The sequence below is a fragment of the Pseudomonas sp. TH08 genome, assembly GCF_016651275.1.
Lineage (GTDB): Bacteria > Pseudomonadota > Gammaproteobacteria > Pseudomonadales > Pseudomonadaceae > Aquipseudomonas.
In genome coordinates, this window is record NZ_JAEKEE010000004.1 from 88,275 (window position 1) to 114,597 (window position 26,323).

General features: G+C 56.7%; 21 protein-coding genes. 8 read left to right on the top strand and 13 right to left on the bottom strand.

Annotation, left to right across the window (positions count from 1 at the left end; translation table 11 throughout):
- Window positions 1–106: 106 nt before the first annotated feature.
- The 10 genes from JFT91_RS17700 to JFT91_RS17735 form a co-directional block, all read right to left on the bottom strand.
- Window positions 107–937: a carbohydrate ABC transporter permease gene (locus JFT91_RS17700; protein WP_201148111.1), complete on the bottom strand. Its 831-nt coding sequence runs from the start codon at window positions 935–937 to the stop codon at window positions 107–109.
- An 8-nt stretch (window positions 938–945) separates the two neighbouring features.
- Window positions 946–1,872 carry a carbohydrate ABC transporter permease gene (locus JFT91_RS17705; RefSeq protein WP_201148110.1) on the bottom strand — a complete coding sequence of 309 codons (927 nt, stop codon included), beginning with the start codon at window positions 1,870–1,872 and terminating at the stop codon, window positions 946–948.
- Between the two features lie 154 nt (window positions 1,873–2,026).
- A complete protein-coding gene (locus tag JFT91_RS17710; RefSeq protein WP_201233309.1) occupies window positions 2,027–3,337 on the bottom strand; it encodes an ABC transporter substrate-binding protein in 1,311 nt (436 codons plus the stop codon).
- A 342-nt stretch (window positions 3,338–3,679) separates the two neighbouring features.
- A complete protein-coding gene (locus tag JFT91_RS17715; RefSeq protein ID WP_201233311.1) occupies window positions 3,680–4,585 on the bottom strand; it encodes an AraC family transcriptional regulator in 906 nt (301 codons plus the stop codon).
- Between the two features lie 410 nt (window positions 4,586–4,995).
- Window positions 4,996–5,568, bottom strand: a complete 573-nt coding sequence (locus JFT91_RS17720; protein WP_347340641.1) for a phosphatidylinositol-specific phospholipase C domain-containing protein — start codon at window positions 5,566–5,568, stop codon at window positions 4,996–4,998.
- A gap of 134 nt (window positions 5,569–5,702) precedes the next feature.
- Window positions 5,703–6,995 carry a glycosyltransferase gene (locus JFT91_RS17725; protein WP_201233313.1) on the bottom strand — a complete coding sequence of 431 codons (1,293 nt, stop codon included), beginning with the start codon at window positions 6,993–6,995 and terminating at the stop codon, window positions 5,703–5,705.
- Between the two features lie 96 nt (window positions 6,996–7,091).
- On the bottom strand, window positions 7,092–7,952 hold the full coding sequence (locus JFT91_RS29675) for a M35 family metalloendopeptidase (RefSeq protein ID WP_242489302.1): 861 nt from the start codon (window positions 7,950–7,952) through the stop codon (window positions 7,092–7,094).
- Complete coding sequence (locus JFT91_RS29680) at window positions 7,949–8,806, bottom strand: hypothetical protein (RefSeq protein WP_242489303.1); 858 nt, start codon at window positions 8,804–8,806, stop codon at window positions 7,949–7,951. The genes JFT91_RS29675 and JFT91_RS29680 overlap by 4 nt, the downstream gene beginning before the upstream one ends.
- Complete coding sequence (locus JFT91_RS29685) at window positions 8,807–10,906, bottom strand: hypothetical protein (RefSeq protein WP_242489304.1); 2,100 nt, start codon at window positions 10,904–10,906, stop codon at window positions 8,807–8,809.
- A 175-nt stretch (window positions 10,907–11,081) separates the two neighbouring features.
- On the bottom strand, window positions 11,082–11,441 hold the full coding sequence (locus JFT91_RS17735) for a response regulator (protein WP_201233315.1): 360 nt from the start codon (window positions 11,439–11,441) through the stop codon (window positions 11,082–11,084).
- Window positions 11,442–11,704: 263 nt separating this feature from the next.
- On the opposite strand from JFT91_RS17735, the gene JFT91_RS17740 reads away from it, so the two are divergent.
- The 5 genes from JFT91_RS17740 to JFT91_RS17760 are packed head-to-tail and all read left to right on the top strand — an operon-like array spanning window position 11,705 to window position 18,249.
- Entirely contained in the window at window positions 11,705–15,196 is a 3,492-nt protein-coding gene (locus JFT91_RS17740) for a response regulator (RefSeq protein ID WP_201233316.1), read from the top strand.
- On the top strand, window positions 15,196–16,029 hold the full coding sequence (locus JFT91_RS17745) for a CheR family methyltransferase (protein WP_201225550.1): 834 nt from the start codon (window positions 15,196–15,198) through the stop codon (window positions 16,027–16,029). Before JFT91_RS17740 ends, JFT91_RS17745 begins: the two co-directional genes overlap by 1 nt.
- Entirely contained in the window at window positions 16,026–16,619 is a 594-nt protein-coding gene (locus JFT91_RS17750; protein WP_201225552.1) for a chemotaxis protein CheB, read from the top strand. Before JFT91_RS17745 ends, JFT91_RS17750 begins: the two co-directional genes overlap by 4 nt.
- Window positions 16,613–17,827: a hybrid sensor histidine kinase/response regulator gene (locus tag JFT91_RS17755; protein WP_201233318.1), complete on the top strand. Its 1,215-nt coding sequence runs from the start codon at window positions 16,613–16,615 to the stop codon at window positions 17,825–17,827. The genes JFT91_RS17750 and JFT91_RS17755 overlap by 7 nt, the downstream gene beginning before the upstream one ends.
- Window positions 17,828–17,871: 44 nt before the next feature.
- On the top strand, window positions 17,872–18,249 hold the full coding sequence (locus JFT91_RS17760) for a response regulator (RefSeq protein ID WP_008079490.1): 378 nt from the start codon (window positions 17,872–17,874) through the stop codon (window positions 18,247–18,249).
- 138 nt (window positions 18,250–18,387) lie between these two features.
- Here JFT91_RS17760 and JFT91_RS17765 read toward each other — a convergent pair whose 3' ends face one another.
- From JFT91_RS17765 to JFT91_RS17775, 3 genes are all read right to left on the bottom strand, one after another.
- Window positions 18,388–20,058 carry an ATP-binding protein gene (locus JFT91_RS17765; RefSeq protein WP_201233320.1) on the bottom strand — a complete coding sequence of 557 codons (1,671 nt, stop codon included), beginning with the start codon at window positions 20,056–20,058 and terminating at the stop codon, window positions 18,388–18,390.
- Window positions 20,055–21,557 carry an ATPase domain-containing protein gene (locus tag JFT91_RS17770; protein WP_201233321.1) on the bottom strand — a complete coding sequence of 501 codons (1,503 nt, stop codon included), beginning with the start codon at window positions 21,555–21,557 and terminating at the stop codon, window positions 20,055–20,057. Before JFT91_RS17770 ends, JFT91_RS17765 begins: the two co-directional genes overlap by 4 nt.
- Window positions 21,558–21,753: 196 nt before the next feature.
- Window positions 21,754–22,809, bottom strand: a complete 1,056-nt coding sequence (locus JFT91_RS17775) for a tetratricopeptide repeat protein (protein ID WP_201225560.1) — start codon at window positions 22,807–22,809, stop codon at window positions 21,754–21,756.
- A gap of 172 nt (window positions 22,810–22,981) precedes the next feature.
- Between JFT91_RS17775 and JFT91_RS17780 the strand changes: the two genes are divergently transcribed.
- From JFT91_RS17780 to JFT91_RS17790, 3 genes are read left to right on the top strand one after another with little or no spacing between them, the layout of a single operon-like run.
- A complete protein-coding gene (locus JFT91_RS17780) occupies window positions 22,982–25,117 on the top strand; it encodes an FUSC family protein (RefSeq protein WP_201233323.1) in 2,136 nt (711 codons plus the stop codon).
- Window positions 25,107–25,307 (top strand): DUF1656 domain-containing protein, encoded by a 201-nt coding sequence (locus JFT91_RS17785; protein ID WP_201203415.1) that lies wholly within the window; start codon window positions 25,107–25,109, stop codon window positions 25,305–25,307. The genes JFT91_RS17780 and JFT91_RS17785 overlap by 11 nt, the downstream gene beginning before the upstream one ends.
- A gap of 4 nt (window positions 25,308–25,311) precedes the next feature.
- Complete coding sequence (locus tag JFT91_RS17790) at window positions 25,312–26,253, top strand: HlyD family secretion protein (RefSeq protein ID WP_201233325.1); 942 nt, start codon at window positions 25,312–25,314, stop codon at window positions 26,251–26,253.
- Window positions 26,254–26,323: the final 70 nt, after the last annotated feature.

Sequence of the window (26,323 nt, forward strand, 5' to 3'; positions counted from 1 at the left end):
TAAGATCAAAAGATCGCAGCCTGCGGCAGCTCCTACAGGAGATTTATGCCGATACGACATTCCGTGTAGGAGCTGCCGAAGGCTGCGATCTTTCGCTTTTCAAATTTCATTTCACGGCGCCGAAGGAGAGGCCGCGCACCAGCTGCTTCTGGCTGATCCAGCCGAAGATCAGGATCGGCGCACAGGCCAGGGTCGAGACCGCCGACAACTTGGCCCAGAACAGTCCCTCGGGGCTTGAATAAGAGGCGATCAGCGCGGTCAGCGGCGCAGCTTTTGACGAGGTCAGGTTCAATGACCAGAAGGCTTCGTTCCAGCACAGGATCAGCGACAGCAGCACGGTCGAGGCGAGGCCTCCCTTGGCAATCGGCAGCAACACGCGGACCATTTCCTGCCAGAGCGTGGCGCCATCGAGACGTGCGGCTTCGAGGATGTCTTTGGGGATGTCCTTGAAGTAGGTGTAAATCATCCAGACCACGATCGGCAGGTTGATCAGCGTGTAGATCACGATCAGCGCGATGCGCGTGTCGAGCAGGCCAAAACTCTTGGCCAGCAGGTAGATCGGCATCAGCACGCCCACCGGCGGCAGCATCTTGGTCGAGAGCATCCACAGCAGCGTGCCCTTGGTGCGCTGGGTTTCGTAGAACGCCATCGAGTACGCCGCCGGCACCGCGATCAGCAGGCACAGAGCGGTAGCGCTGAACGAAATCACCACCGAGTTCCAGGCGAAACTGAAGTAGTCGCTGCGCTCGTTGATGTGCAGATAGTTCTCCAGCGTCGGCGTGAAGATGAACTGCGGCGGCGTGGCGAAGGCGTCGATTTCGGTTTTGAAACTGGTCAGCACCATCCAGAAGATCGGGAAGAAGATCACGATCGCGATAGCCCAGGCGAGGGTGCCGAGCAGCAGGCTTTGCAGCCGGCGGGATTGTTGAAGAGTCATGGCGGGCCTCAGGCTTTGTCAGTCAGGTTTTTGCCGATCATCCGCACCAGAATGATCGCCGCGATGTTGGCAATGACCACGGCAATCAAGCCGCCCGCCGAAGCCATGCCGACGTCGAACTGCACCAGCGCCTGGTTGTAGATCAGGTAGGCGAGGTTGGTCGAGGCGTAGCCGGGGCCGCCGTTGGTGGTGGTGAAAATCTCGGCGAATACCGACAGCAGGAAGATCGTTTCGATCATCACCACCACGGCAATCGGGCGCGCCAGATGCGGCAGGGTCAAGTGCCAGAAAATAGCGACAGGCCCGGCGCCGTCGAGACGCGCGGCTTCTTTCTGTTCCTGGTCGAGGGACTGCATGGCGGTCATCAGAATCAGGATCGCGAAGGGCAGCCACTGCCAAGAGACAATGATGATGATCGACAGCAGCGGGTAGTGCGCCAGCCAATCCACCGGTTGCGCGCCGAACAGCTTCCAGACGTAGGCGAGGATCCCGGAAACCGGATGGAAAATCAGGTTCTTCCAGATCAGCGCGCCGACCGTGGGCATGATGAAGAACGGCGAAATCAGCATGACTCGCACGATGCCGCGACCGAGAAATTCGCTCGCTTCCAGCAAGGCACTGATGAGCACCCCAAACACCACGCTGATCAGCAACACGCTACCGACCAGCAGCAGGGTGTTGGTGGCACCGGGCAGAAACCCGGAGTCGGTCAGGAAGTAGCTGAAGTTCTCCAGCCCGACGAACTCGTTCTCGCCGGGGTTGAGCAGGTTGTAGCGGATCATCGAAAAGTAAATGGTCATGCCCAGCGGCACGATCATCCACAGCAGCAACAGGGCCACCGAAGGGCTGACCAGAAACCAGCCGGGATTGCGTACGCGGACCTTGCGCTGGGGTTGCGACAGGTTGAGGTGGGCTTTGGCAGTTGAAGTATTCATGGCGATCACAACCGAGTCATACAGACCTATGAAGATCCCTTGTGGGAGCGAGCCTGCTCGCGAAAGCGCTGGATCAGTGCCATGTGTATTGGCTGGCACGATGCTTCGCGAGCAGACTCGCTCCCACAGGAGGCAGGAGCAAGTCGTTCAGCGGTTACTTGGGGTAACCGGCGCGCTTCATTTCGCGCTCGGTGGTTTGCTGCGCCGCCGTCAAGGCTTGATCGACCGTAGTCTGGCCGATCAGCGCTGCCGAGAACGACTTGCCGACCTGGGTACCAATGCCCTGGAATTCAGGAATGGTCACCAGTTGAATGCCGATGTAAGGCACCGGTTTCAGTGTCGGTTTGCTCGGGTCAGCAGCCTTCAGCGACTCCAGCGTTACCTTGGCGAACGGCGCGGCGCTCATGTAGGCATCGCTGTAGGTCGAGGCGCGGGTGCCAGGCGGCACATTGGCGATGCCGTCGGTCTTGGCCACGAGCTCACCGTACTCCTTGGAGGTCGCCCAGGCACTGAACTCTTTGGCGGCGTCTTTGGCCTTGGAACTGGTCGGAATCGCCAGCGCCCATGAATACAGCCACGCCGAGCCTTTGTCGGTGACCTGATGCGGGGCGAACGTGAAGCCGACATGATCAGCGACTTTGCTTTGGGTCTTGTCAGTGACAAATGACCCGGCAACGCTGGCATCGACCCAGATCGCGCATTTGCCGCTGTTGAACAAGGCGAGGTTTTCGTTGAAGCCGTTGCTGGAGGCGCCCGGCGGGCCGGATTTCTTCATGGTGTCGACGTAGAAGTTCAGCGCGTTTTTCCACTCGGGGCCGGTGAATTCCGGCTGCCACTTCTCATCGAACCAGCGTGCGCCGTAAGCATTGGCAACGGTGGTGATCAGCGCCATGTTCTCGCCCCAGCCAGCCTTGCCGCGCAAGCAGATGCCGTACTGCTCTTTGTCTTTGTTGGTGAGTTTTTCAGCGAAGCCGGCGATCTGTTCCCAAGTTGGACGCTCGGGCATGGTCAGCCCGGCATCCTTGAACAGATCAGTGCGGTAATAGGTGATCGAGCTTTCCGCGTAGAACGGCAGGGCATACAGCGAACCTTTGACCGACAACCCTTCACGCACTGACGGGAATACATCGTCGAGGGCATAGTTGGCCGGCAGGTCCTTCATCGGTTCAAGCCAGCCCTTGGCTCCCCACAGTGCCGCTTCGTACATGCCGATGGTCAACACGTCGAACTGACCACACTGGGTGGCGATGTCGGTAGTCAGGCGTTGGCGCAGAACGTTTTCTTCCAGTACCACCCAATTGAGCTTGATGTCCGGATGCTCGGTCTCGAAGGTTTTCGAGAGCTTTTGCATGCGGATCATGTCGCTGTTGTTGACGGTGGCGATGGTCAGGGTCTGGGCGCCAAGGCTGACGCTGCTGAGGGTCATGCAGGTGAGGGCAAGCAGAGCTTTTGCAGTGGGTTGCATCGTGCACTCCTTTTCTGCACCCAGCGGGTGGCAGAAGGACAGTTATTGTTTTTGTGTCTTCCGAAGGCAGGAAGAATGTGCACTGATTACAGCCTTCAATTGCCGGACTGACAAATCATCCGTAGCACTTGAACCGATACTTTTTTGCACTGGGGTTTGCGCGGACAAACGCAGGGAAGGGGTTTTCAGCGGGGAAATGCTATCGAATGCGTACAGGTTTCTAATGCCGACACACCCCCTGTAGGAGTGAGCCTGCTCGCGATAGCGGTGTGACAGTTTGCAGATAGGTTGGCTGACACTCCGCTATCGCGAGCAGGCTCACTCCTACAGGGGAGCTGCGCATCAGCCGAGGTTCTGCTCGGTAAGCCGCTGTACCGCGAGCCGCCGATAATGCGAAGGCGTCATGCCCTTCAACTGCTGAAAACGCCGATTGAAGTTGGAAATGTTGTTGAACCCCGACTCGAAACACACCTCGGTCACCGGTTTGTCGCCGTCGGCCAGCAACTCGCAGGATTTGCTGATGCGCAGTCGGTTGACGAATTCGATGAAATTGCGCCCGGTTGCCTGTTTGAACACGCGGCTGAAATACGTGGGTTTCATGCCCAGATGGTCGGCGACCTCTTCCAGCGTTATTTCCCGAGCGTAATGGCTGAAAATGTAATCGACCGCGCGGTTGGTGCGATCGATGTTGTGTTCATCGGCCAGTTGCGGCGTAGTGGCGCCGGACAGCAACTGAAAGTCATCGCTCGCCGCGAGCAACTCCATCAGGATAAAAAAGTGCCCGAGTCGGGTGACACCCTTGGAGTCGGCAATCCGCTGCATCAGCGTCATGGCCTGGCGGATGGTGCGTTTGCAGCGAAACTCGATGCCGTATTGCGCGCGTTCCAGCAAGGGCACCAGGGTTTTCAGCTCGGCGAACACCTGATGGCCGGTTTCAAACAGGTCGTCGGTGAAATTGACCAGCATGTCGCGTTTTTCCACGACTTCATCTTCGGCCACCTGGCTGATCCAGTTATGCGGCAAATTCGGGCCGGTGAGAAACAGCGTCTCCGGGTAGAAGTTGCCGATGTAGTCGCCGATGAACACCTTGCCTGAGCTGGCGACAATCAAGTGCAGTTCGTACTCCTTGTGAAAATGCCAGCGAACCAGCGGGCAAGGAAAACCGTGCTGGCGATAGATGATGGATAACCCGTTGTGGTCATCCATCAACTCGTAGGAAGGGTCGGTCACGCGTGCGGTTCGAGTCATGGCTGAGCGCTTTTTTGTTATCGCTGGCCGATCATGCCTCTTTCTACACCGGCAGTGCCAGCCCGTCTCAGCTTCGCGCGACACCGTATGGAATGCGGTCGTGTGGGGTTCAGCTGATTACCGCTTTCCGGCTGCCCTTTTCAGGTTGGCCATGTGGCAGTAAGCAACGATGTTGCTCTCCTCCATGAAGTCGACATTGATAATGTTGCATTTCATCGCCCAGTCACTGTTTTTCGGATCGAACCAGATATTTAAATGTTCATGAATATCCACAGGGCCTTTGATATGAGTGTAGCTGGTTGCGGACAGCGACCAGAGTGACCACTTACCAGGCGGATACTCCATTACTTCAGAGATATATTTATTCAGATCATCGGCGTCAGCGATGCCGGTGCCAATCCATTTGTGATTTATCTGCCCAAAAATACTTCGTGTGACAGCTCGCTGTGAGTCGGGGTGGCAAACAATACTCTTTGTGTGGAGCTGATTTTTTTGAGTTGCCCCAATGTAAGGCGTGCGTTATTTGGTGGAATGATTCTGTCGCCGAACAGGTGCTGAACCACGTCGTTGAAATAGCGGAAGTCAAACGTTGGGCCGGACATTTTATGAACATCTACAACAATGAACTCGTCAGGGTTTTCACCGAGAAACTGATTGATGTCGGAAATCAGGTGGCCCAGCGTTCGAGAGTTGGGGTGCTCATTATGATGCATTCGGAATTTGCCCAGTCCCTTTGCAGAAGGCTGGCTCATCAAACGAATATCCAGAGCTCGGGATCCATTGCTCAATTGCGCATAAAACGAGTCATGCTGACAGGCGAGCCAGTGGCGAGGTGGGCCGAAAAAAGGATAGCTGGCTTTCCAGTCGCTGCCGGCATTATGGGTTCCCGGCAGAGTCATTTCATTCAAAGACAGTGCGTCAAATTGGGGGGTGGTCGTCATCCAGTTATGATTGGAGTAGTTGCCTTGATTAATAGCGTTCATGTATGCATCCTGCATTAGTTAAAAGGCGCACAGTGCAAATGTTAGTGCGTTACCTGTAGGATGTTTTAAATCTTAATTATGTTGTTTGCCAAGTCGTGTTTTGATTCCGGATGTAATGGAGAAGTTGTGGTGGCTTATATTTTCAGGTTCTTCGCTTCAATCCATTGCGACATATACTTAGTGCTTTTGTGCTGGTGGTGCCGCAACATGCTGCCAGTGAAGTTGCTGTTTCTAAGTGCTTTTAAATGCTCTTGGCAATGGCGCAGTTTTTCGATAAGTGTCGGGCCATGCACGGCGTATTGGTAACGCTCCCCGAGCAAAGTGTCTCCTGCCTTCTGTGCCGCTTGCCAAAGCGCCTCATCCTTATAAAGCTGAACGGCATGGTTTGCGAACTCCGTCGCCGTGCGGGTGACAGCTCCGGGCCAGGCCAGATCGCCGTGCATGCCCTCTGCGCCAATCGGCGTAGTAACGCTTGGCGTACCGCATAACATGGCATCGATCAATTTGCCTTTGATCCCGGCGCCGAAACGCAACGGCGCCAGACACACTTTGGCAGCAGACATCACTTGCAAAGCATCTTCAGCCCAGTTCATGACATGAAAACCTTGCGCGGGATTGTGCAGTGCCGTGGCTTTCGGTGGGGTGTAAGCGCCATAAAGGTGAAGCTGTGCCTTTGGCAGTTGTTGGCGGATCAGCGGCCAGACTGTCGACTTCATCCAGAGCACTGCATCCCAGTTAGGCGCGTGGCGGAAGTTGCCAATACTCAGAAAATGTTCACGATCATCGAATGCGCGCGGGGCCGCGGTCGGCGGGTCGATCATTAGCGGGCACCAGTGCAGCAAGTCTGCCGGCAAGCCGAACTGCTCACGCAGCAGTTCGATCTCTACCTCGGAGATCATAAGGTTCAGATCACACCGATAAAGCGCAGCAATTTCCCGTTTGGCCAGATCGGTATCCGCCATCAACTCGAACTCTTCGCGCAACGCACGGGTAAACAATTCGCTGAAGTCGTCCTCATTGGCGTCGGCCTTCAAGCGGTCCTTGAGGCGTTGATGACGCGCATGTCGCAGGCTTTGCAGGTCTGAAGTTTCCAACACGCGCAGCGCGGTTGGACATTGTTCTTCGACGCGCCAGCCGAACTGTTCTTCCATCATGAACTGGTCGAACAAGACAATGTCCGGCGCCAGCTCGCGAATGAATGTGTCGAAACTGCTGCTGTTGAGTTCGATCGGCATTTCGCGGATGCCCAGTTCCGCCAGATCCGCCTTGTGTTCGCCTGGGCCGGCCGGGCTGCTGAAGGTAATGTCCCAGCCTTGTTGCAGGAATGTTTCGAGGATTTGCATGACGTGCCCGCTCGCCGCTGAGGAGCGCGGCTCTGGCCAGACGTATCCGATGACCAGGACTTTGGTGGCGACAGGCTGAGACATGAATGGAAATCCTTTGCAGCAGGCGAGGGGAACAAAAAAACGGCCGCAATTAAACCACAGCGGCCGTTGAAGCGGGGTTCAGCCTGCAACAGAACCCTATATCGAGAGACTGATTTTCAGCTTGGAGATCGAATCAGTCGTGTTATGTTTTTCTACCGTTTTTTGTATAACTGTCATGTTCGATAAAAATTTCGCAGGGTCGGTTTGGCTCTGATTCAGCAATGTAACCGCGACCTCATTGCTTTGAGCATTATGAAAAGCGGGGTTATCCTGGACGATCTTCGGCAGACTGTTGCGATTTTGATCAAAACGACTCAGATGAAACGTTTCCTGAATATCATTTGCTCTATGAACAGTGCGAGAGTCAGGTTTGGCCATGTCCGGTTTTCTGGCGAGATCCACCAGGCTGGCGACATCAGTCATGTTGTTTTTTGCTCCTCGCGAGTAGTACAAATCGAGGGTGTCGTTAGTGCCGTGCGACATCTCGTGAATCAAAACGTCTGCGATTCTCGCGTCCGCAAATTTTTCTTTTTTGTAGAAGTGATCAAGATGCTCGGGGTAAATTTTTATAAATTTTTTCACTGAGTTGCTCACCGGAGTTCCATTCTTTTCCGCCGCCAACCATAGTTGATAGTGTTCCGTGTCAATCGATGCCAAAGCATCTGGGCCACGTCGCCGGAAAGACATGTTGGCAACCGAAATGGCATCAAACTCTTCACGTATTTTGCGTAACGACCGAAGGAAGTATTCAACGGCGTCGTCTGAACTTGTTCCGAACAAGTATTTGATAACGCGTCGAGTGTCGGCACCTGGACGTTCCAGAAGTCTGATTGCAACATCCAGTCTGTCCTTGGCAATGGGTAAGGCTTTTCCCACATAGTCTCGAGTGTAGGGGATGGGATTCGGTTTTCTGAAGAAGTTGAATAATGATTCCGGCAACAGTTTAAGGTTTCTCAAGGGGGACCCCAAGGCTCACCCAAACGGTTCAACGCGTACCATTCATCAGTGTGGCGTATGCCCCACACCTGGAAAACGTCCGTGGCGTTTTGTGCATATTGTCGGGTACCCAGACGAATAATATCCGGATCGACTGCCGTGGTGAGTGCAGTGTAGGGCGTTTTCCCCGACCATTTTCGCGCATCGTAAATGGCGCCTTCGAGGGCTGTCACACTGCTGTGCCAGCCTTTACGTAAAAATTTTCCGCCCTTTACAAGTAGATCGGTTACTCCATCCAGCGGATTGATAACGCTGCTGACCAGGCCACCCCCTATCAAAGCTATTTCGCCGGCCTTCGTGGCAATACTGATGCTCTTGGCGGTCACGCTGGCAATCTTGGCGATGGCTCCGACCACTAACAGGATGGTCATTGCAACTTCCAGAGTGCACGCTACTGCCCCTTGCATTTGCCGATCCAGGTCATCTGAGTTGAGATCTTCGATACAGGATTTGAAAGGCACGACAACGTTGAGGAAGGTATCCAGATCCTTATCCCGTTTTTCTCTGATTGCTTCAAGCCTGGTTTGTCCCCAGCATTCTTTGACCAACTCATCGTAGGTCGCGACAGGTCTGTGCTTGAGTACAAAGTTCGCCAGGCGATCGAATTCTGACGAGTAGAAACTTTGGTAATAACCGTTGACCCTTGCCGGCGATGGAGAAGGCGATAGCTCAGCGAGTTTGTCAATTACACCCGAACTGACACCGGTGAGCCCCGGTGTAACCCCATGGGTATAGCACTCGATATTCATGGGCAACTGTTGCACTTTTGCGGGCGCAGAATAGTTGATCCCAGGACGGCGAGCGGTTGGGTTCAATCATTTTTCTCTTTGAATCAGTGCTCCCAACTCAGTGTTTTCTCGACAGGTGCCATGCAAGGTGAACAATTCATGACACGAAACCTGGCCATCGAACTCGCAATAGATCACGACGCCATAGCGACCCTTGACCTCGTCTATTTCCTTATGACTTTCTGTCGGTTCACGCCCGGTCACCTTCAGTACCGAGTCTAAGGCCATTGCGAGGGGATTGGCGGTGATACCCGTAATCGATTGGAGTTTCGCTACCGAAGGTCTTACGGTGAATAGGGTCACCTTGCCTTTGAGCAGACGAGTCCGCTCTGGCAGCGGCAGCATGGAAAATGCCTGCTTCAAATGTGTGTGCATGGCTTGCGCATGCACGACATAGGCCCGATTGAACTGACGGTGGAACTCTCCGTCGGGAGAAACCAGATTGCGCAACAGGTTGGGGAACGCTTTATAAATACTTTCCCCTTTTTTCAAATCCCAGTCTCCGGTCGCCAGATCGTTGGACATGTGCAGTTCGACAGGCGACAGGCGAAGTGAAGTGTAAGCGTCTTCCAGCGGTCGATTGCGCGATTGATGAAGGACATCGTTTTCAAGATAAGTGCATCCCTTGGCGACCTGCTCAAGGATGTCCAGTGCGACGCTTCTGCGCGTGGGCAGGGGGCGCGTTAATGTTTCAGCGTTTTCGGCAAGTGTCTTAGCATGTCGGGCATAGGCGTCCGTGGCGATCTTCAGTGAGTCAGGGATTGATTTTCTGACGTCCTCAGGCGTGACAATGTTGTTGAGCAGGGCCCAATCAATCAGAGGGTCTACGGCGGCCAAAGCATCGAGTATCTTGCGCGACTCGGTCATCGGCTCCAGTGTCGAAAGTTGCATCAGTTGCGCATAAGTCATCGATCGAGTGGAACCGGGCGATATGATTTCCTGCACCGCCACGATTCGGCAAAACTCTACGCAATGCGGCGTGCCCAGGAGAACAGTGGCAGGCAGATCTTTGACCAGAAACTCCGGTGCAGGCTCCGCCAGCAACAAATGAGCGGCCAATGCCACATTCTTGTTGCTCACCCTGTGATGCTTGATCAGGTGGTTTTCGAAGTCGGTTTGAATCTCGGGGAAGGACTTTTCCAGATGCTCGACAGCATAAAAATCGAAACCGGCAACATGATTTCGCGGCACTTGCTCACCGACTTGCGGATGCAGATCAAGCAGCAACGACGTCAGAATAATCTGCTTGCGCGACGTTTGTGACTGAGGCTGGCCGGCTTGTGCGCCATACCAGCCCAGATCGCGTACATAGGCGTCCGCCCATTGGGCGGCGACGGTGCTCGAAACAAGCTTCTCAATAATCTCCTCGGCTTCGGAGCGTTTGAAGGGCCCATGCCCGCCGAAAATGTTCTCGGACAAATGCTCTAGGAGCGATTGTTTTTTTAGATAACTGGAGATGAGTTTGCGGAACTCACTCCGTTGAGTTGCAGAAAGTGTCGCTGTACTGCCTTCTACAGCCTTGATCATTTCCCAATAGTTGCCCAACTCCGGGCTTGCGGGCGTTTTGGCTTCCATGAATTCCACCAGTCGGGAACCCTCGGCTGCTTTGTGCGGAATCAAATAGCTGTGGAAAACCAGCCATTGCACTAAATCTATCTGGTCTGTGGTGGAGATCTTGCCGCCGGTCAATTCGGCCATTTCAATCAATAGCTGCAGATCATCTTCAAGATCAGGTGCACGTTTGAAGGTGTTTGCAAAATCGACGATTTTGTTGAAGTGTTTCGCGTTTATTTCGCCTTGGGTCGTCACTTCAAAGACTGCGTCTTCGGAAAGTTTCAACGTGGCGATCAATCTTTTGAAGGAGGCGTGTTCTAACAGGCGTTGCAGTAGCTGCCTGCCAGGGAGCAGAGCATCCTCAAGTGAGGACCCCGATTCCAGGGAAAGAGTAGCGCCATCCAGCGTAAGTGTCTCCGCTGGATCAAGGTGCGCCAGGCGCTGTTTGAGTTTATAAATGACTTCTTCTCGCTCACGAATATCACTTTGCGCGTGCTCGCTTTCGAAGTCGGAGTAGGAGATGGGTCTTGATAAGAAACGTTGAGCCGTGTAGTCCAATTTTTTTACGTTCATGAAAAATCCATTTTATGCATTGCGTCTATGTTTGAGCGATCCTCTTTTGTTGTGGATTGTTTATCAATAAGCGTTATGTAAGTGTGTTTTTCAACTGCTTACGAGTTGTTATCTTTGTGGGGGGCATGCGGCGGAGTGCCCCTTCAACTTTGATTGAAGGGGGCTGTTTAATTGCTTACTGAATGATACTTTTTACTTTGTCGCGTAACTGATCAATCGAAAACGGCTTGCCAATGACGTGCATGTCAGCAGGGACGTCGATGTTTTCGGCATAACCACTGGCAAATAGAATTGGCAGGGTGGGGCGCAGTTTTCGTGCTTCATTCGCCAGTTCACGACCGTCCATGCCCGGCAGGCCTACATCGGTCATCATCAGATCGATTTGCTGATCCGGATCTTCAAGCTTTTCCAATGCCTGTTCGCTGCCGTCAGCTTCAAGCACCTTGAACTCCAACTCCTCCAGCACATCGACAATCAGCATGCGCACGATGCCGTCGTCTTCTACGACCAGGATGGTGGATTGGTTGGCGGACATATTCAGGCTCTCAAAAGTCAGTTCAGGGTCGCCGGTCGATCAAAAATGCCGGGCTCTTTCATCAGTAAGTGGCGCAGTGCCACAAGTTCCCCGCTTGCAACAAAAAAAGCATAGCTGCAGCCGGGGCGGCAAGGATAACTGTTCGTGGCCGCGAACACGCCGGTGAGCGTAGGAATTTGCGGCCAAATGTGTGAGAAAAATGGATCCGCGTCACTGTTTTGGGGCAAACTCTCGGGTTTTCAACAGTTCGACAAGGCTACCTCATGTCCTCTCCGTCTTCGGTTGATGAGCAACGGTTTCGCAAAATTCTCAGTCGCAACATCAGCCTGCCGCTGGGTGTTGGTGTACTCAGTGCCGTCTTCTTCGTATCGCTGATCACGTATCTGCTATCGGTTATCCAATGGGTCGAGCACACCGATCGGGTGATCAATAACGCCAACGAAGCGGTAAAACTGACGGTTGACCTGGAAACCGGCATGCGCGGTTTTCTGCTCAGCGGTGACGAGCATTTCCTTGATCCGTACGAAACGGCCAAGCCGCGGATCAATGTGGCGCTCAATACCTTGCTCGAACTGACGGCCGACAACCCGGTGCAGACCGATCGCCTGCGCCGTCTTCAAGCGTTGCAGACCGAGTGGGCGACATACGCGCAGTCGATGATCGACTTGCAGCGCAGCAGCGGTGACTACCGTGGCGCGGTGAAGGCCGGGCGTGGCAAGCGCCTGACCGACGAAATTCGCAAGCAGTTCGAAGACGTGATCGATATGGAGCAGCAGTTGCGCACCACGCGCAACGAAGAAGTGCGCCGCACCACGATCTGGAGCATTACCCTGTATTTGCTGTTCGTGGCGGGCATCAGCGGTCTGCTGGCGTATATCGGGCGACGCGATCTGGTCAACCTGTCCGAAAGCTACGGCGCCACGCTGGCGGCACAACAGGCCAGCGCTGTGCGTCTCGAACAGCAGGCGTGGCTACGTAACGGCCAGACCGAACTCGCCGAGCAGGTGCTGGGGCAACTCACCCTTAATCTGTTGGGCCGCAATATTCTGCAGTTCTGCGCCCAGTACCTCGGCACTGCCGTGGCGGCGATCTATGTGCGTGAAGAGCACGGCGGTCTCAAACGTGTGGCGACCTACGGCTTCTCCCGCGAACAGGAAGAACAGGATCAATCTATCTATAGCGGCGAAGGCATTGTCGGCCAAGTCGCCCAGCAGGCACGGTTGATTCGCCTGGACTCGGTGCCCTCCGATTACTTCAAAGTCAGCTCCGGCCTCGGCGAAGGGCTGCCGCACAGTGTGCTGGTAGTGCCGACGAGTGATGACGAGCGGGTCAACGGCGTGATCGAACTGGGCTTCCTGCGTCCACTCAATGATCGCGATATTGAGTTGCTGGAGCTGATTGCCGGCAACATCGGCACGTCCATCGAAGCGGCGCGCTATCGTCAGCGCTTGCAGGAAGTGCTCGCCGAAACCCAGCAGCTTAACGAAGAGTTGCAGGTGCAGCAGGAAGAACTGAAAACCGCCAACGAAGAGCTGGAAGAACAGTCGCGGATTCTCAAAGAGTCTCAGGCGCATCTGGAAACCCAGCAAGTCGAACTGGAGCAGACCAACGAGCAACTGGCCGAACAGGCACAAACCCTGGCCGAACAGCGCGACGCGATGGACCTGAAAAACACCGAACTCAATCAGGCGCAAGTGCAACTGGAAGAGCGCGCCGAAGAGCTGCAGCGTTCCAGCAAGTACAAGTCCGAGTTCCTCGCCAACATGTCCCACGAACTGCGCACGCCGCTGAACAGTTCGCTGATCCTGGCCAAGTTGCTCGCAGAAAACCCGCAGGACAACCTCAGTGCCGAACAGGTCAAATTTGCCGAGTCGATCTACTCGGCCGGCAACGATCTGCTGAACCTGATCAACGACATTCTCGACATCTCCAAAGTCGAGGCGGGCAAACTTGAAGTGATTCCGGAGAACACCAGCGTCGCCCGTCTTGCCGATGGCCTGCGCGGTGTGTTCGAGCCACTGGCGGCTGATAAAAAGCTGACCTTCAACGTCGACTTGCAGCCGGGTACGCCGGCCACGCTGTTCACCGACCGTCAGCGTCTGGAACAGGTAATCAAAAACCTGCTGTCCAACGCCGTCAAATTCACCGAGAAAGGCACCGTCAGCCTGACCATCGCCGGTCAGCCGAACGAGCAGATTGCATTCATCGTGCGCGATTCGGGCATCGGCATCGCAGCCGATCAGCAGGAAAGCATTTTCGAAGCCTTCCGCCAGGCCGACGGTACGACCAACCGCAAATACGGCGGCACCGGACTCGGTCTGTCGATTTCCCGCGATCTGGCGACTTTGCTCGGCGGCTCGATCAGCGTCAGCAGTACGCCGGGGCAGGGCAGCGTGTTCACTTTGTTGCTGCCGCAGCAATACAGTGAAGACGGCGAAGTCTTGAGCGCACCGTTGACCTTCACGCCGCCAGCGCCAAGCGCTCCGGCACCCGTGGTGCCTGCTGTTTCGTCGATGGCGCCGGTGCACATTCCGCGCTTTGCCGATGACCGCGACAAGGCTCCGTTCGTCACACGCTGCATTCTGGTGGTGGAAGACGAGCCGAATTTCGCCCATATCCTGTATGACCTGGCCCACGAACTGGGTTACCAATGCCTGGTGGCCCACGGTGCCGACGAAGGTTATGACCTCGCTCGCGAATTCCTGCCGGACGCGATCCTGCTGGACATGCGCCTGCCGGATCACTCCGGCCTCACCGTGCTGCAACGTCTGAAGGAGCACGCGGAAACCCGCCACATACCGGTACACGTGATTTCGGTCGAGGACCGGGTCGAAGCGGCGATGCACATGGGTGCCATTGGCTATGCCGTCAAACCGACCACCCGCGAAGAGCTCAAGGATGTATTCGCTCGCCTGGAAGCCAAACTGACGCAGAAGGTCAAACGTGTCCTGCTGGTTGAAGATGACGATCTGCAACGCGAAAGTATCGCGCGCCTGATTGGCGACGAAGACATTGAGATCACCGCTGTTGGCCTCGCCCAGGACGCTTTGGAGCTGCTACGCACGACAATCTACGATTGCATGGTCATCGACCTCAAGTTGCCGGACATGCTCGGCAACGATCTGCTCAAGCGCATGTCCACCGAAGACATCTGCTCGTTCCCGCCGGTCATCGTCTATACCGGGCGTAACCTGACCCGCGATGAGGAAGCCGATCTGCGTAAATATTCGCGCTCGATCATCATCAAAGGTGCACGCTCGCCGGAGCGCTTGCTGGACGAGGTCACACTCTTTCTGCACAAAGTCGAATCGCAGTTGTCCCATGAACGGCAGAAGATGCTCAAGACTGCGCGCAGCCGCGACAAAGTCTTCGAGGGTCGCAAGGTGTTGCTGGTCGACGATGATGTGCGCAACATTTTCGCGCTGACCAGTGCGCTGGAACACAAAGGCGCAGTCGTGGTGATCGGCCGTAATGGTCGTGAGGCGATTGAAAAGTTGAATGAAGTCGAGGACATCGATCTGGTGCTGATGGACGTGATGATGCCGGAAATGGATGGTTTCGAAGCCACCATTGAAATCCGCAAGGATCCGCGCTGGCGCAAATTGCCGATCATCGCGGTGACGGCCAAGGCCATGAAGGACGATCAGGAGCGCTGTCTGCAGGCTGGCGCCAACGATTACCTGGCCAAGCCCATTGACCTGGATCGCCTGTTCTCGCTGATTCGCGTGTGGTTACCGAAGATGGAACGTATTTAGTGGAACGCAGCACTCCAGCGGAACGAAACAGCGAAATCGAATTACGGCTGTTGATCGAGGCTATTTACCTCAAGTACAGCTACGATTTTCGCGACTACTCCGGCGCCTCGATCAAGCGCCGCGTGCAGCACGCGTTGAATCAGTTCGAATGCGCGACTATTTCGGCCCTGCAGGAAAAAGTCCTGCACGACCCGACCGCGTTCATGCAGCTCCTGCAATTGCTGACGATCCCGGTCAGTGAGATGTTTCGCGATCCCTCGCACTTTCTGGCGATACGCAAGGAAGTGGTGCCGTTGTTGCGCACGTACCCGTCGATCAAAATCTGGATCGCCGGTTGCAGCACGGGCGAGGAGGTGTATTCGATGGCCATCCTGCTGCGCGAGGAGGGCCTGCTCGATCGCACGATCATTTACGCGACCGACATCAATCCGCGGTCGCTGGACAAGGCCAAGCAGGGCATTTTCTCGATGGAGAACGTCCGTGCCTACACTGCCAATTACCAGCAGGCGGGTGGCCAGTGTTCCTTTGCCGACTACTACACGGCAGCGTATGGCTATGCGATCTTCGACAAGAGCCTGTGCGACAACGTGACGTTCGCCGATCACAGCCTGGCGACCGACAGCGTGTTCTCCGAAACGCAATTGATTTCCTGCCGCAACGTGTTGATCTATTTCAACAAGAAACTGCAGGATCGGGCGTTCGGGTTGTTCCATGAATCGCTGTGCCATCGCGGTTTCCTGGTACTTGGCAGTAAGGAGACGCTGGACTTTTCCAACTACGCCGGTCAGTTCGAACCCTTGGTTAAACAAGAACGGATCTACCGTAAAAAATGAACGAGGATTTCGATTTGCCTCGCGTCGAGGCGATTGTGGTCGGCGCTTCCGCTGGTGGCGTGGAAGCGTTGCTGACGCTGCTCGCGCCGCTGCGCGCGGGCTTCGTTCTGCCGATCATTGTCGTCCTGCACCTGCCCGAAGAGCGCCGCAGCCAATTGGCTGAAGTGTTCTCCCGGCGTCTGGATATGCCGGTGCATGAGGCCGTCGACAAACAGGACATTGTCGGCGGCACGGTGTATTTCGCCACACCGGGTTATCACCTGTCAGTGGAACACGACCGCAGCCTGTCTTTGAGTCTTGAAGACCGTGTGCATTATTCCCGGCCCTCGATCGATTACTTGTTCGAGTCGGCCGCTGACGCCTACGGCCCGGCGCTGGCTGCTGTGCTGCTGACTGGCGCCAATCATGACGGTGCGCGCGGCCTGGCTGAAGTCAAACGCCGGGGCGGACTGACCATCGTCCAGGACCCGCAAGAGGCGCAAGTCGCCACCATGCCTCAGGCTGCATTGAACATTCAGCAGCCGGATCATGTCCTACCCATTCACGGCATCGGCCGTCTGCTTGTCGAGCTGGAACGAATCGCATGTTGAGTAATATCCAAGCCAAACTGCTGATCGTCGACGATCTGCCGGAAAACCTGCTGGCGCTTGAAGCGCTGATCAAACGCGAAGACCGCACCGTCTACAAGGCGCTGTCGGCGGACGAAGCGTTGTCGCTGCTGCTCCAGCATGAGTTCGCCATGGCCATCCTCGACGTACAGATGCCAGGCATGAACGGCTTTGAACTCGCCGAGTTGATGCGCGGCACCGAGAAAACCAAGAACATCCCGATCATTTTCGTCAGCGCCGCCGGCCGTGAACTGAACTACGCGTTCAAGGGCTACGAGAGCGGGGCGGTGGACTTCCTGCACAAACCGCTGGATATCCACGCGGTGAAGAGCAAGGTCAATGTCTTCGTCGACCTGTACCGCCAGAGCAAGGCCATGAAGCAACAGGTCGAAGCACTGGAGCAGGCTCGCCGTGAGCAGGAGGCGTTGCTGCAGCAGTTGCAAAGCACGCAACTGGAGTTGGAGCAGGCTGTGCGGATGCGTGACGACTTCATGTCAATCGTCGCTCACGAAGTGCGAACGCCGCTCAATGGCCTGATACTCGAAACCCAGTTGCGCAAGATGCACCTGGCGCGAGACAACGCCGCAGCGTTCACCCTCGACAAGATGCATGCGATGGTCGATCGTGATGAGCGGCAGATCAAAAGCCTGATCCGTCTGATCGAAGACATGCTCGACGTGTCGCGCATTCGCACCGGCAAGCTGTCGATCCGGCCGAACCGTTTCGATCTGGTGCAATTGGTCAGCAATCTGCTGCAGAACTTCGCGCAGCAGATCGAGGCGGCGGAGACTGAAGTGACCTTTACCGCGAGTGATCCGGTAGAAGGCAATTGGGATGAGTTCCGCATCGAACAGGTCGTCTCGAATCTGATTACCAACGCCCTGCGTTACGGCGGTCGCAGCCCGGTTCAGGTGCGTGTCTATCGCCAAGGCAATGAAGCTCGGGTCGAAGTGCAGGATCGAGGCATCGGTATCAGCCCCGAGAACCAGAAGCGTATTTTCCAACAGTTCGAACGGGTTTCCGCCAAGACGGTAGTGGCCGGGCTCGGGCTGGGTCTGTTCATTTCCGAGCAGATCGTCGCCGCCCATGGCGGCTCAATCGTCGTCGAGAGTGAAATCAACGAGGGCGCCCTGTTTCGCGTTTGTCTGCCAATTCAGGAAAACGGCAGATCCGACGCAACCTCTGAGTGACCACACGGTCGTATCAGCAGCTATTGACCGAACAAAGGCTTCCCATGAGCGTAGATGCACAAGATGTAGTACTCGTCGTCGAGGACGAACCGGTTATCTTGATGATCCTGACCGATTACTTGTCAGGGCAGGGGTATCGCGTGCTGCAGGCCGAAAACGGCGAGCAGGCGTTCGAGATCCTCGCGAGTAAACCGCATCTGGACATGTTGATTACCGACTTTCGCCTGCCTGGCGGCATTTCCGGCGTGCAGATCGCCGAGCCTGCCGTGAAGCTGCGACCAGACCTCAAGGTGATCTTCATCAGCGGTTACCCGCAGGAGATCCGCGAGACCGGTAGCCCGATCACGCGCCGGGCACCGATTCTGGAAAAGCCATTCGACCTCGACGTTCTGCAGGAAAAGATCCAGGAGCTACTGGCCTGATCCAAAACACCTGACCTGAATATCTCCCTGTAGGAGCTGCCGGAGGCTGCGATCTTTTGATCTTGAAAACAAGATCAAAAGATCGTCCGATCGCGGCCCGAGCCTCCGGCAGCTCCTACAAGAAGTTTTTTGAGGGGGTCACCCACGAATCATCTCCCGCACCTTGGCGGTCAACAGGTCAAAGGTGAACGGCTTGGTGATCATCTGCATCCCGGAGTCCAGAAAACCGCCACGCACGGCGGCATGTTCGGCATAACCGGTAATGAACAGCACTTTCAGGCCGGGTCGATACTGGCGTCCGACCTCTGCCAATTGCCGGCCGTTCATGCCCGGCAATCCAACATCGCTGATCAGCAGATCGATACGTTGCGCCGAGTTCAGAATCGGCACGGCACCATCGGCGTCGCTGGCCTCCACATACGCGTAACCCAACTCGCCGAGCACTGCGCTGACCAGCACACGCACCGCCGGGTCGTCTTCGACGATCAGCACGGTTTCGCCGTCCAGTGCGTCCGGGGCTTGCTGGACATCGGTGTCAGGGCGCTCAAGCTCTTCGCCGCGAAAGCGTGGCAGATACAGTTTGACCGTGGTGCCCTGGTCGATTTCGCTGTCGATCGACACGTGCCCGTGTGATTGCTTGCTGAACCCGTAAATCATCGACAGGCCGAGCCCGGTGCCCTGGCCGATCGGTTTGGTGGTGAAAAACGGATCAAACGCGCGGTTGATCACGCTTTCCGGCATGCCGCTGCCGTTGTCCGTGACGCTCAACATCACGTATTCGCCGGGTTTCAGATTGCTGTAGGCCTCGGTGAAATCGTGCTGCAACACCTGATTGCTGGTTTCCACCACCAGTTTGCCGCCGTCTGGCATCGCGTCGCGGGCATTCAGGACGAGGTTGAGCAGGGCGCTTTCCAACTGATTGGGATCCGCTTCGGCTACCCAAAGCCTGTCGTCCAAGCGCATGTCCAACTGAATGCTTTCGTTGAGACTGCGTTGCAGCAGTTCGCCCATCGACAGCACCAGGGTGTTCATCTGCACGGCTTTGGAATCGAGTGACTGGCGTCGGGAAAACGCCAACAGACGGTGCGTCAGGCCGGCGGCGCGGTTGGCCGAGGTCACGCCCAGATCGATCAGGCTGTCCAGATCTTCCGTGCGCCCGCGCGCCAGGCGCCGGCGCAACAGCTCAAGACTGCCAATGATGCCGGTGAGCATATTGTTGAAGTCATGGGCGATGCCGCCGGTGAGCTGGCCGACCGCTTCCATTTTCTGCGACTGTCGCAAGGCCTCTTCATTATGTCGCAGCTGCGCGGTGCGCTCCTCGACCTGTTGCTCGAGGGTTTCCAGCGTTGACTGCAGGCGCCGTTCACTTTCACTCAGGTCGATCAGCCGATCGCGGGCGTCGTACTGTCGTCGTCGTCCGCGCAGGGCAGCGGAGACCAGGCTGACCAGCGTCGTTGGGTGAAATGGCCGCTCAAGGAACGTCACGTTACCCAGCAGTTTACTCAGTTGAGAGGAGGGGCCTTGTTCCTGACCGCCATGATGTGTCAACAGCACTATCGGCATATCTGACCATGCGGGCTGTTGTTCCAGATACTGGAGCAGTGCTTCCAGCTCCGGGCCACCCAACGCTTCAGCGGCGATCAGCAGCAAGCCTGCCCCGCGTTCAAGCTCTGAGCACAACGCGCCAAGTCCGGCGGTGACGAGGCCGTTGTAGCCGGCCTCGTTGAGGATCATCAACGCAATCTGACTGTCGCGGCCCAGGGGCGCGAGAATCAGCGCCCTCTCGGCCAGTGGCACGGAAACCGTCACGGGCTGCCTTCCTGAAGCAACGGATTACTTGCCCCCATATAAGTTGGAACACCGCGCAGTACGCCCTGGAAAGCCTCCAGCGGTTCACCGATGGTCATGCCTTGAGCCGAAATACGATATTCACGAATCGTCGACTCGTGGCTGCCGGTGCGTTTTTTGATGATGGAAATCGCCCGGCGGACTTTGCCGAGGGCTTCGAAGTAGCGCAACAGGATCACCGTGTCGGCCAGATAAGTGATGTCCACGGGAGCCTGCATATCGCCGACCAGACCATGTTGGGCAACGGTCATGAACGTCGCTGCACCTTTGCGGTTGAGGTACAGCAACAATTCGTGCATGTGCAGTACCAGCGCGTTTTCCTCGGGCATCGCTGCCTGATAACCGTTGATGCTGTCGATGACGACGGTTTTGATGTCGCCCTCATCGACGCAGCGGCGCACGCGGTGGGAGAACTCGCCGGGCGACAACTCTGCAGCGTCTACTTGCTCGATCAGCAGGTTGCCGGTGGCCTGCAAGGCCTTGAGGTCGATACCGATGTTTTTCATGCGTTCGAACAGCAGGCCTAATTCCTCATCGAAGATGAACAGCGCGGCTTTTTCACCACGGGCGACCGCTGATGCCGCGAAAATCATCGAAATCAGCGATTTGCCTGTGCCTGCCGGGCCGAGAATCAGCGTGCTCGAACCGGTTTCGATGCCGCCACCAAGCAGTGCATCCATTTCTTTGATGCCACTGGTCAATTGCAGACGTGAATAGTCGCCGCGATGCTCTGCGGCCACCAGCCTCGGGAACACATGCACGCCGTCGCCCATGATGGTGAAGTCATGGAAACCACCGCGGTATTTCTGCCCACGATATTTGACCACCCGCACACGACGTCGCTCGGCACCGTAGTTGGGCGTCAACTCCTCAAGGCGAATGACCCCGTGCGCTACGCTGTGCACGGTTTTATCGAGGGATTCGGTGGTGAGATCATCGAGTAGCAGTACCGTGGCGTCATAGCGCACAAAGTAGTGCTTGATCGCCAGGATCTGTCGGCGATAACGCAGAGAGCTTTGCGCCAGCAGGCGAATTTCGGAGAGGCTATCGAGGACCACGCGTGTGGGTTTGAAACGTTCGACCACTTCGAAGATCTGTTTGGTCGCTTCGCCCAGTTCCAGATCGGATGAATACAAAAGACTTTGCTGATGCTCGGCGTTGAGCAGGCTCTCTGGTGGGGTCAACTCGAAGATTTCGATGTTGTCACCCAGCTCCCAGCCATGGGAAAGCGCGCCTTGGCGCAATTCACGTTCGGTTTCCGACAGCGTGATGTACAACGAGCGTTCGCCGGCTCGCGCGCCGGCCATCAGAAAATGCAAAGCGACCGTGGTTTTGCCGGTTCCGGGCTCACCCTCCAGCAGAAAAACATGACCGCGAGACAAGCCACCGGCAAGGATGTCGTCCAGACCGACAACACCGGTAGCGGCTTTCGCACTGATCAACTCGTTAGATGTAGACAAAAAATGCCCTCTCATGACTAGGGGAATCGAGGCGGCTGACTGAAACAGACGGCCTGATTACTTGACCCGCGGGCGTGATGGCAGTTCCACATTTTCTTGGTGGGCAGGGGATTTATCCCTGATGGCCTGGGTAACAGGCTCTGGGCTGAGGAGGGCCGCTTCGCGCCCCATCGGGGATAAATCCCCTCGCCACAGGTCAGAGGCCTTGTTGGAGGGCCGGGTCGTCTGGATTCATTTGCTCAAGTTGCGCCAACAGGATCTGCACATTCTGCAACTGCCCGCTTTCTTTCCAGTAATTGATCAGCAGCACCCGCGCCTTGCGGTCAGCGGGATGGCGCTGGACGATTTCCTGTAGTTGTTTCTGCGCTGCTTCCAGTTCTTCGGCGCCATGCAGTGTGGTGGCGAGGTCGTAGCGATAATCCTTGTTGTCCGGCTCCAGTTCGACCGCTTTCGACAATCCGAGCAGCGCGTATTCGCGTTGACCGTGGTGCAATAGCCACAGGCCCAGGGCGTGTTGCAGATAGGCCGAATCAGGTTGCGCTTTCAGCTGCTGGGCGAGTAATTGGCGGGCTGCGTCGCTCTGGCCCAGACGATCGAGCACATCGATCTGCATGACCAGCGCCGACAAGTTACCCGGCGCCAGTCGCAGGGTGTTTTCCAGTGCGTCCTGGGCCTGTTTCAGTTCGGCATTGTGCAAATGCAGGCGCGCCAGTTGCGCGTAGGTTTCAGCGCTTGGTGGCTGGCCTTTGAGCACCTGTTCCCAGGCATCGATGCCTTGCTGCAATGGGCCGAAATACAACCCTAACTCATCCGGCGTCAGGCCAAGCAGGGCGTTAATGGCGGCGAAACGTACGGCTTGATCCTCATCATCGAGCAACGGCCCGAGCAACAGACTGCGTTGGCCGCCGGGCACGAGGCCAACCACACTCTTGATCGCCGCCAGACGCACTTCCGGGGCCTCGTTCTGCAGGTCGGCGTCAGCCAGCTTCAGTGCCTGCGGGCTCGGGTAGTTGGGCAACTCGGCATGCAGCCAGACGCGGCGCTTGACCGACAGATCCGGACGCCCCAATTGTTGATACAACTGACGCGCCGCGCCAGGCTGGCCGGCACGAGCGGCAGCCAACGCCTCGCTGTAACCATGCTTGATCGCTTCGGGCACCACAGGAGCGCTGGTACGCAGCGACAGCCAGGCGACGAGGATGACGAGTATCAGGCCAAGGCTGATAAGCAAGTAGCGGCGGGACTGATGCATGCAGGGTTCCGAAAGCAGGCGTACTTGAGCAGAACGGCAAGCTTCGGTCAGCTCGCGCCTTGAGTCAAACCCATTGCCTGCGAATCGCCCTACAAGTCGCGTCGACTTCGTAACCCGTCAGGCTTGCGATGCAGTGTCTACGCTTGCAGGAGTTGCTTTGACGAGTATGCCCATGCAAGCCCTGTTCATTTATTTCAAAGCGGTGATCCATCCCGGTCAGGCGGTGTTGCTGTTTGCCTTGCGCACCATCGTCGCGGGGTTGTTGACCCTGTATCTGGCGTTTCTGTTTGATCTCGACCAGCCCAAGTGGTCGATCATGGCGGTGGTCATCGTCAGCCAACCGTTGGCCGGCATGGCCCTGGCGCGCAGTTTTGGTCAGGTGATCGGTACCACCCTCGGTGCAGCGGTGGCAGTAGTGATCATGGCGATTTTCCCGCAGGCGCCGTTGCCATTCATCACCACCCTGGCGTTGTGGCTGGCGCTGTGCACGGCGGGCGGGACGTTGCTGCGCTATACCAGCTCACAGGCGTTCGTGCTCAGTGGTTACACCGCTGTGGTGGTAGCGTTGCTGGCGATTCCGGATCAGGACGGCACCTTTCTGCTGGCCGTCACGCGTGTGACCGAAACGTTGCTGGCAGTGGCTTGCGTCTGTGTGGTCAGCCTGCTGACGGCGCGGCCCGAAGCGGTGGCCAAGGGTTACTTTGCCAAGGTCGATCAGGTGATCAAACTGGTCGCCCGTCATGCCGCAGCAGTGATCCGCACGGAAGAGAGCGAGGCCGAGTTCCAGCGTCGACAAATGCAATTGCTTGGCGAGATCAGCGCGCTGGAGGGGCTGCGCCGTCATCTGTATTTCGATGCGCCGCGCTTGCGCAGTGCCAATAATCTGGTGCTGCTGTTGGGTAATCAGTTGATGTTACTGACCTCGAGGTTGACCGCATTGCGTCACCAGCGGCAGCTGCTCACCGAGCGTTGGGAGGGCGACTTGCCACTGGAGGTCCAGCAACTGCGCGCTGAAGAGCTGGCATTTCTCGACCAATTGGCAGAGCAGGGCCGTTCTTTGTCTGCCGACACCCGCCACGGCTTTGTCACTCTGCAGCATGAGTTCGAGGCGCTGGCCTACAAGGCCGAACAACTGACTGAAGACATGAGTGCCACGTTGCGCTCCCTGGCCTGGGCGTTGCGTTGGGAGCAGGCGCGGTTGTTACAACAACTGGAGCAGATCCTTGAACTGAGCGATGCCATTCAGGAGGGGCGCGAGGCCAGTTGCCTCTACCGCGGTCAGGCCAGTCCTTTGCATCTGGACTTCACCTTGGCATCGATGAACGCGATCCGCGCCTTTACCGCGCTGTTGGTGGCGGGGCTGATCTGGATAGAAACGGCCTGGGACGGCGCGCGCGGCGGGATGATTCTGGTGGGTATCCTCTGTTCGTTGATGGCGACGTTTCCGCGACCGTTGATGGCGGCGCAGAGTTACGCTCGCGGGCTGGGGTTGGCACTGCTGGTGTCGGCGGTTTATCAATTCATGCTGGTCCCGGCCGTCAATGATTTCGAATGGCTGGCCTTGCTGCTCGCCCCCTTGCTTTATGTGATTGCAGTCGGTCTGGCGAGCCCGGCGACGGCAGGGATCGGCATGGGCCTTGGTTTGTCGAGTTTTCTGATGCTCGGCCCGCAGAATATCGGCACCGGGCAGAACACTGCGATTCAATGGTTCGAGTTCGCCGGTGCCTATGTCAGCGCAGCGATGCTTGCCCTGATCGTTTATGCGTGGATCTTTCCGTTTCGTCCGGCGTGGCGAATTCGGCGTTTATATAAAGAGGCTCGCGAACAGGTGTATGAGCTGACCAAAACGCCTGCTACCGATGAGCAACAGTTTGCCTTTGAAAGCCGCATGGTGGATCGCCTGACCAGCATGCTGGGCCTGCTGCCCGCAGTGAACGATCGGGCGATGCAGCAACTGTATGAAATCAGTCTCGCCTGTGTCGCGCTGGGTGTGGCGATGCATCAATTGCGACAGCAGGCACACAACAATCAGTTGCTCACGGATGCATTCAGTCAACGGTTGTCCAAGGCACTGCGCAAGACCGGACGCTTTGTTGCGGGGCGCCCGGAGGTGCAACTGGCGCCGTTGCTGGACGCCTTGCATGCATTGGGCGATGAACTGGACACGCTGCATGTCGCCACTCACGAGCATTTATGGTCGGTGTTTCGTATGCGCGTAGCCTTGCTGATTGTCGTGTCATTCCTGGAACGCCACGGCGACGATCTACAACGCGCAGCACCACAGGGAGATCCAGCCCTTGCCCATTGATTTCGAGGTGGGTGGCGTTTATCTGCCGCCGATTGCCCAGGCCTTGTTGCTGGCGATACCGATATTTCTTGTGCTCGACTGGTTGTTGCGGCGGCTGGGTGTGCTGCGGCTGGTCTGGCATGAAGCCCTGTTCGAAGGTGCCTTGTATGCCTGCGTCTGTGCCGCACTGATTTTGCTGATGGGAGCCTGAAGCCTTGAAAGTGTTATTCGCTCGATTGATGACGCTGGCGGTGGTGATTCTCGCCATTGTGCTCGGCTGGTTTGCCTGGGAGCACTACACCCGCGCACCGTGGACCCGCGATGCCCGGGTGAGGGCGGATGTGGTGACGCTGTCGGCCGATGTGTCTGGACGCATCATCAGCCTCGCGGTGCAAGACAACCAGCATGTCGACAAAGGCCAATTGTTGATGGAGATCGACCCGGCGCGCTACACGTTGGCCGTCGAGCATGCGCGGCGTTCGGTTGAAGTGGCCAAGGCAACCCTGGGTCAGTCGCAAGCTGCGATCGTGGCGAGCGAAGCGTTGCTCAAACAACGCCAGAGCGAAGAGCGTCGTCGCCGTACGCTCAAACAGGGCTTCGCGATTTCAGGCGAAGAATGGGAGAAATCCAGCACCGATGTGGCGGTGGCACAGGCCGATCTGTTGCGCAATCAGGCTAACCTCGGGCTGGCCGAAGCCAACGTGCAATTGGCGATTGCCGCGCAGACCCAGGCCGAGCTGGATTTGCAGCGTACCCGAGTCGAATCACCGGTCAGCGGCTACGTGACCAACCTGCTGACACGCGAGGGCGATTACGCCGTGAGCGGCGGAGCCTTGTTGGCGCTGGTCGACAGCGATTCGTTCTACATCAGCGGCTATTTTGAAGAAACCAAATTGCCGCGCATCGAGGAGGGGGATCGGGTGCGGATTCAATTGATGAGCGGAGAAACCTTCGGCGGGACGGTGCAGAGCATTGCTTTCGCCATCGCCGACCGCGAAAACGCGCCGGGCAGTCGGCTACTGGCCAATATCAACCCGAGTTACACCTGGGTAAAACTGGCGCAGCGGGTGCCGGTGCGCATTGATATCGATACTGACTATGCTGGCAAAAACCGCTTGCGCGCCGGGACGACAGCGACCGTTACCATCCTGGAATAACCTCACCCACAGGGGTGAATCATCAGGCACAAAAAAGCCCCGCGACCGAATGATACGCGGGGCAAAAAAT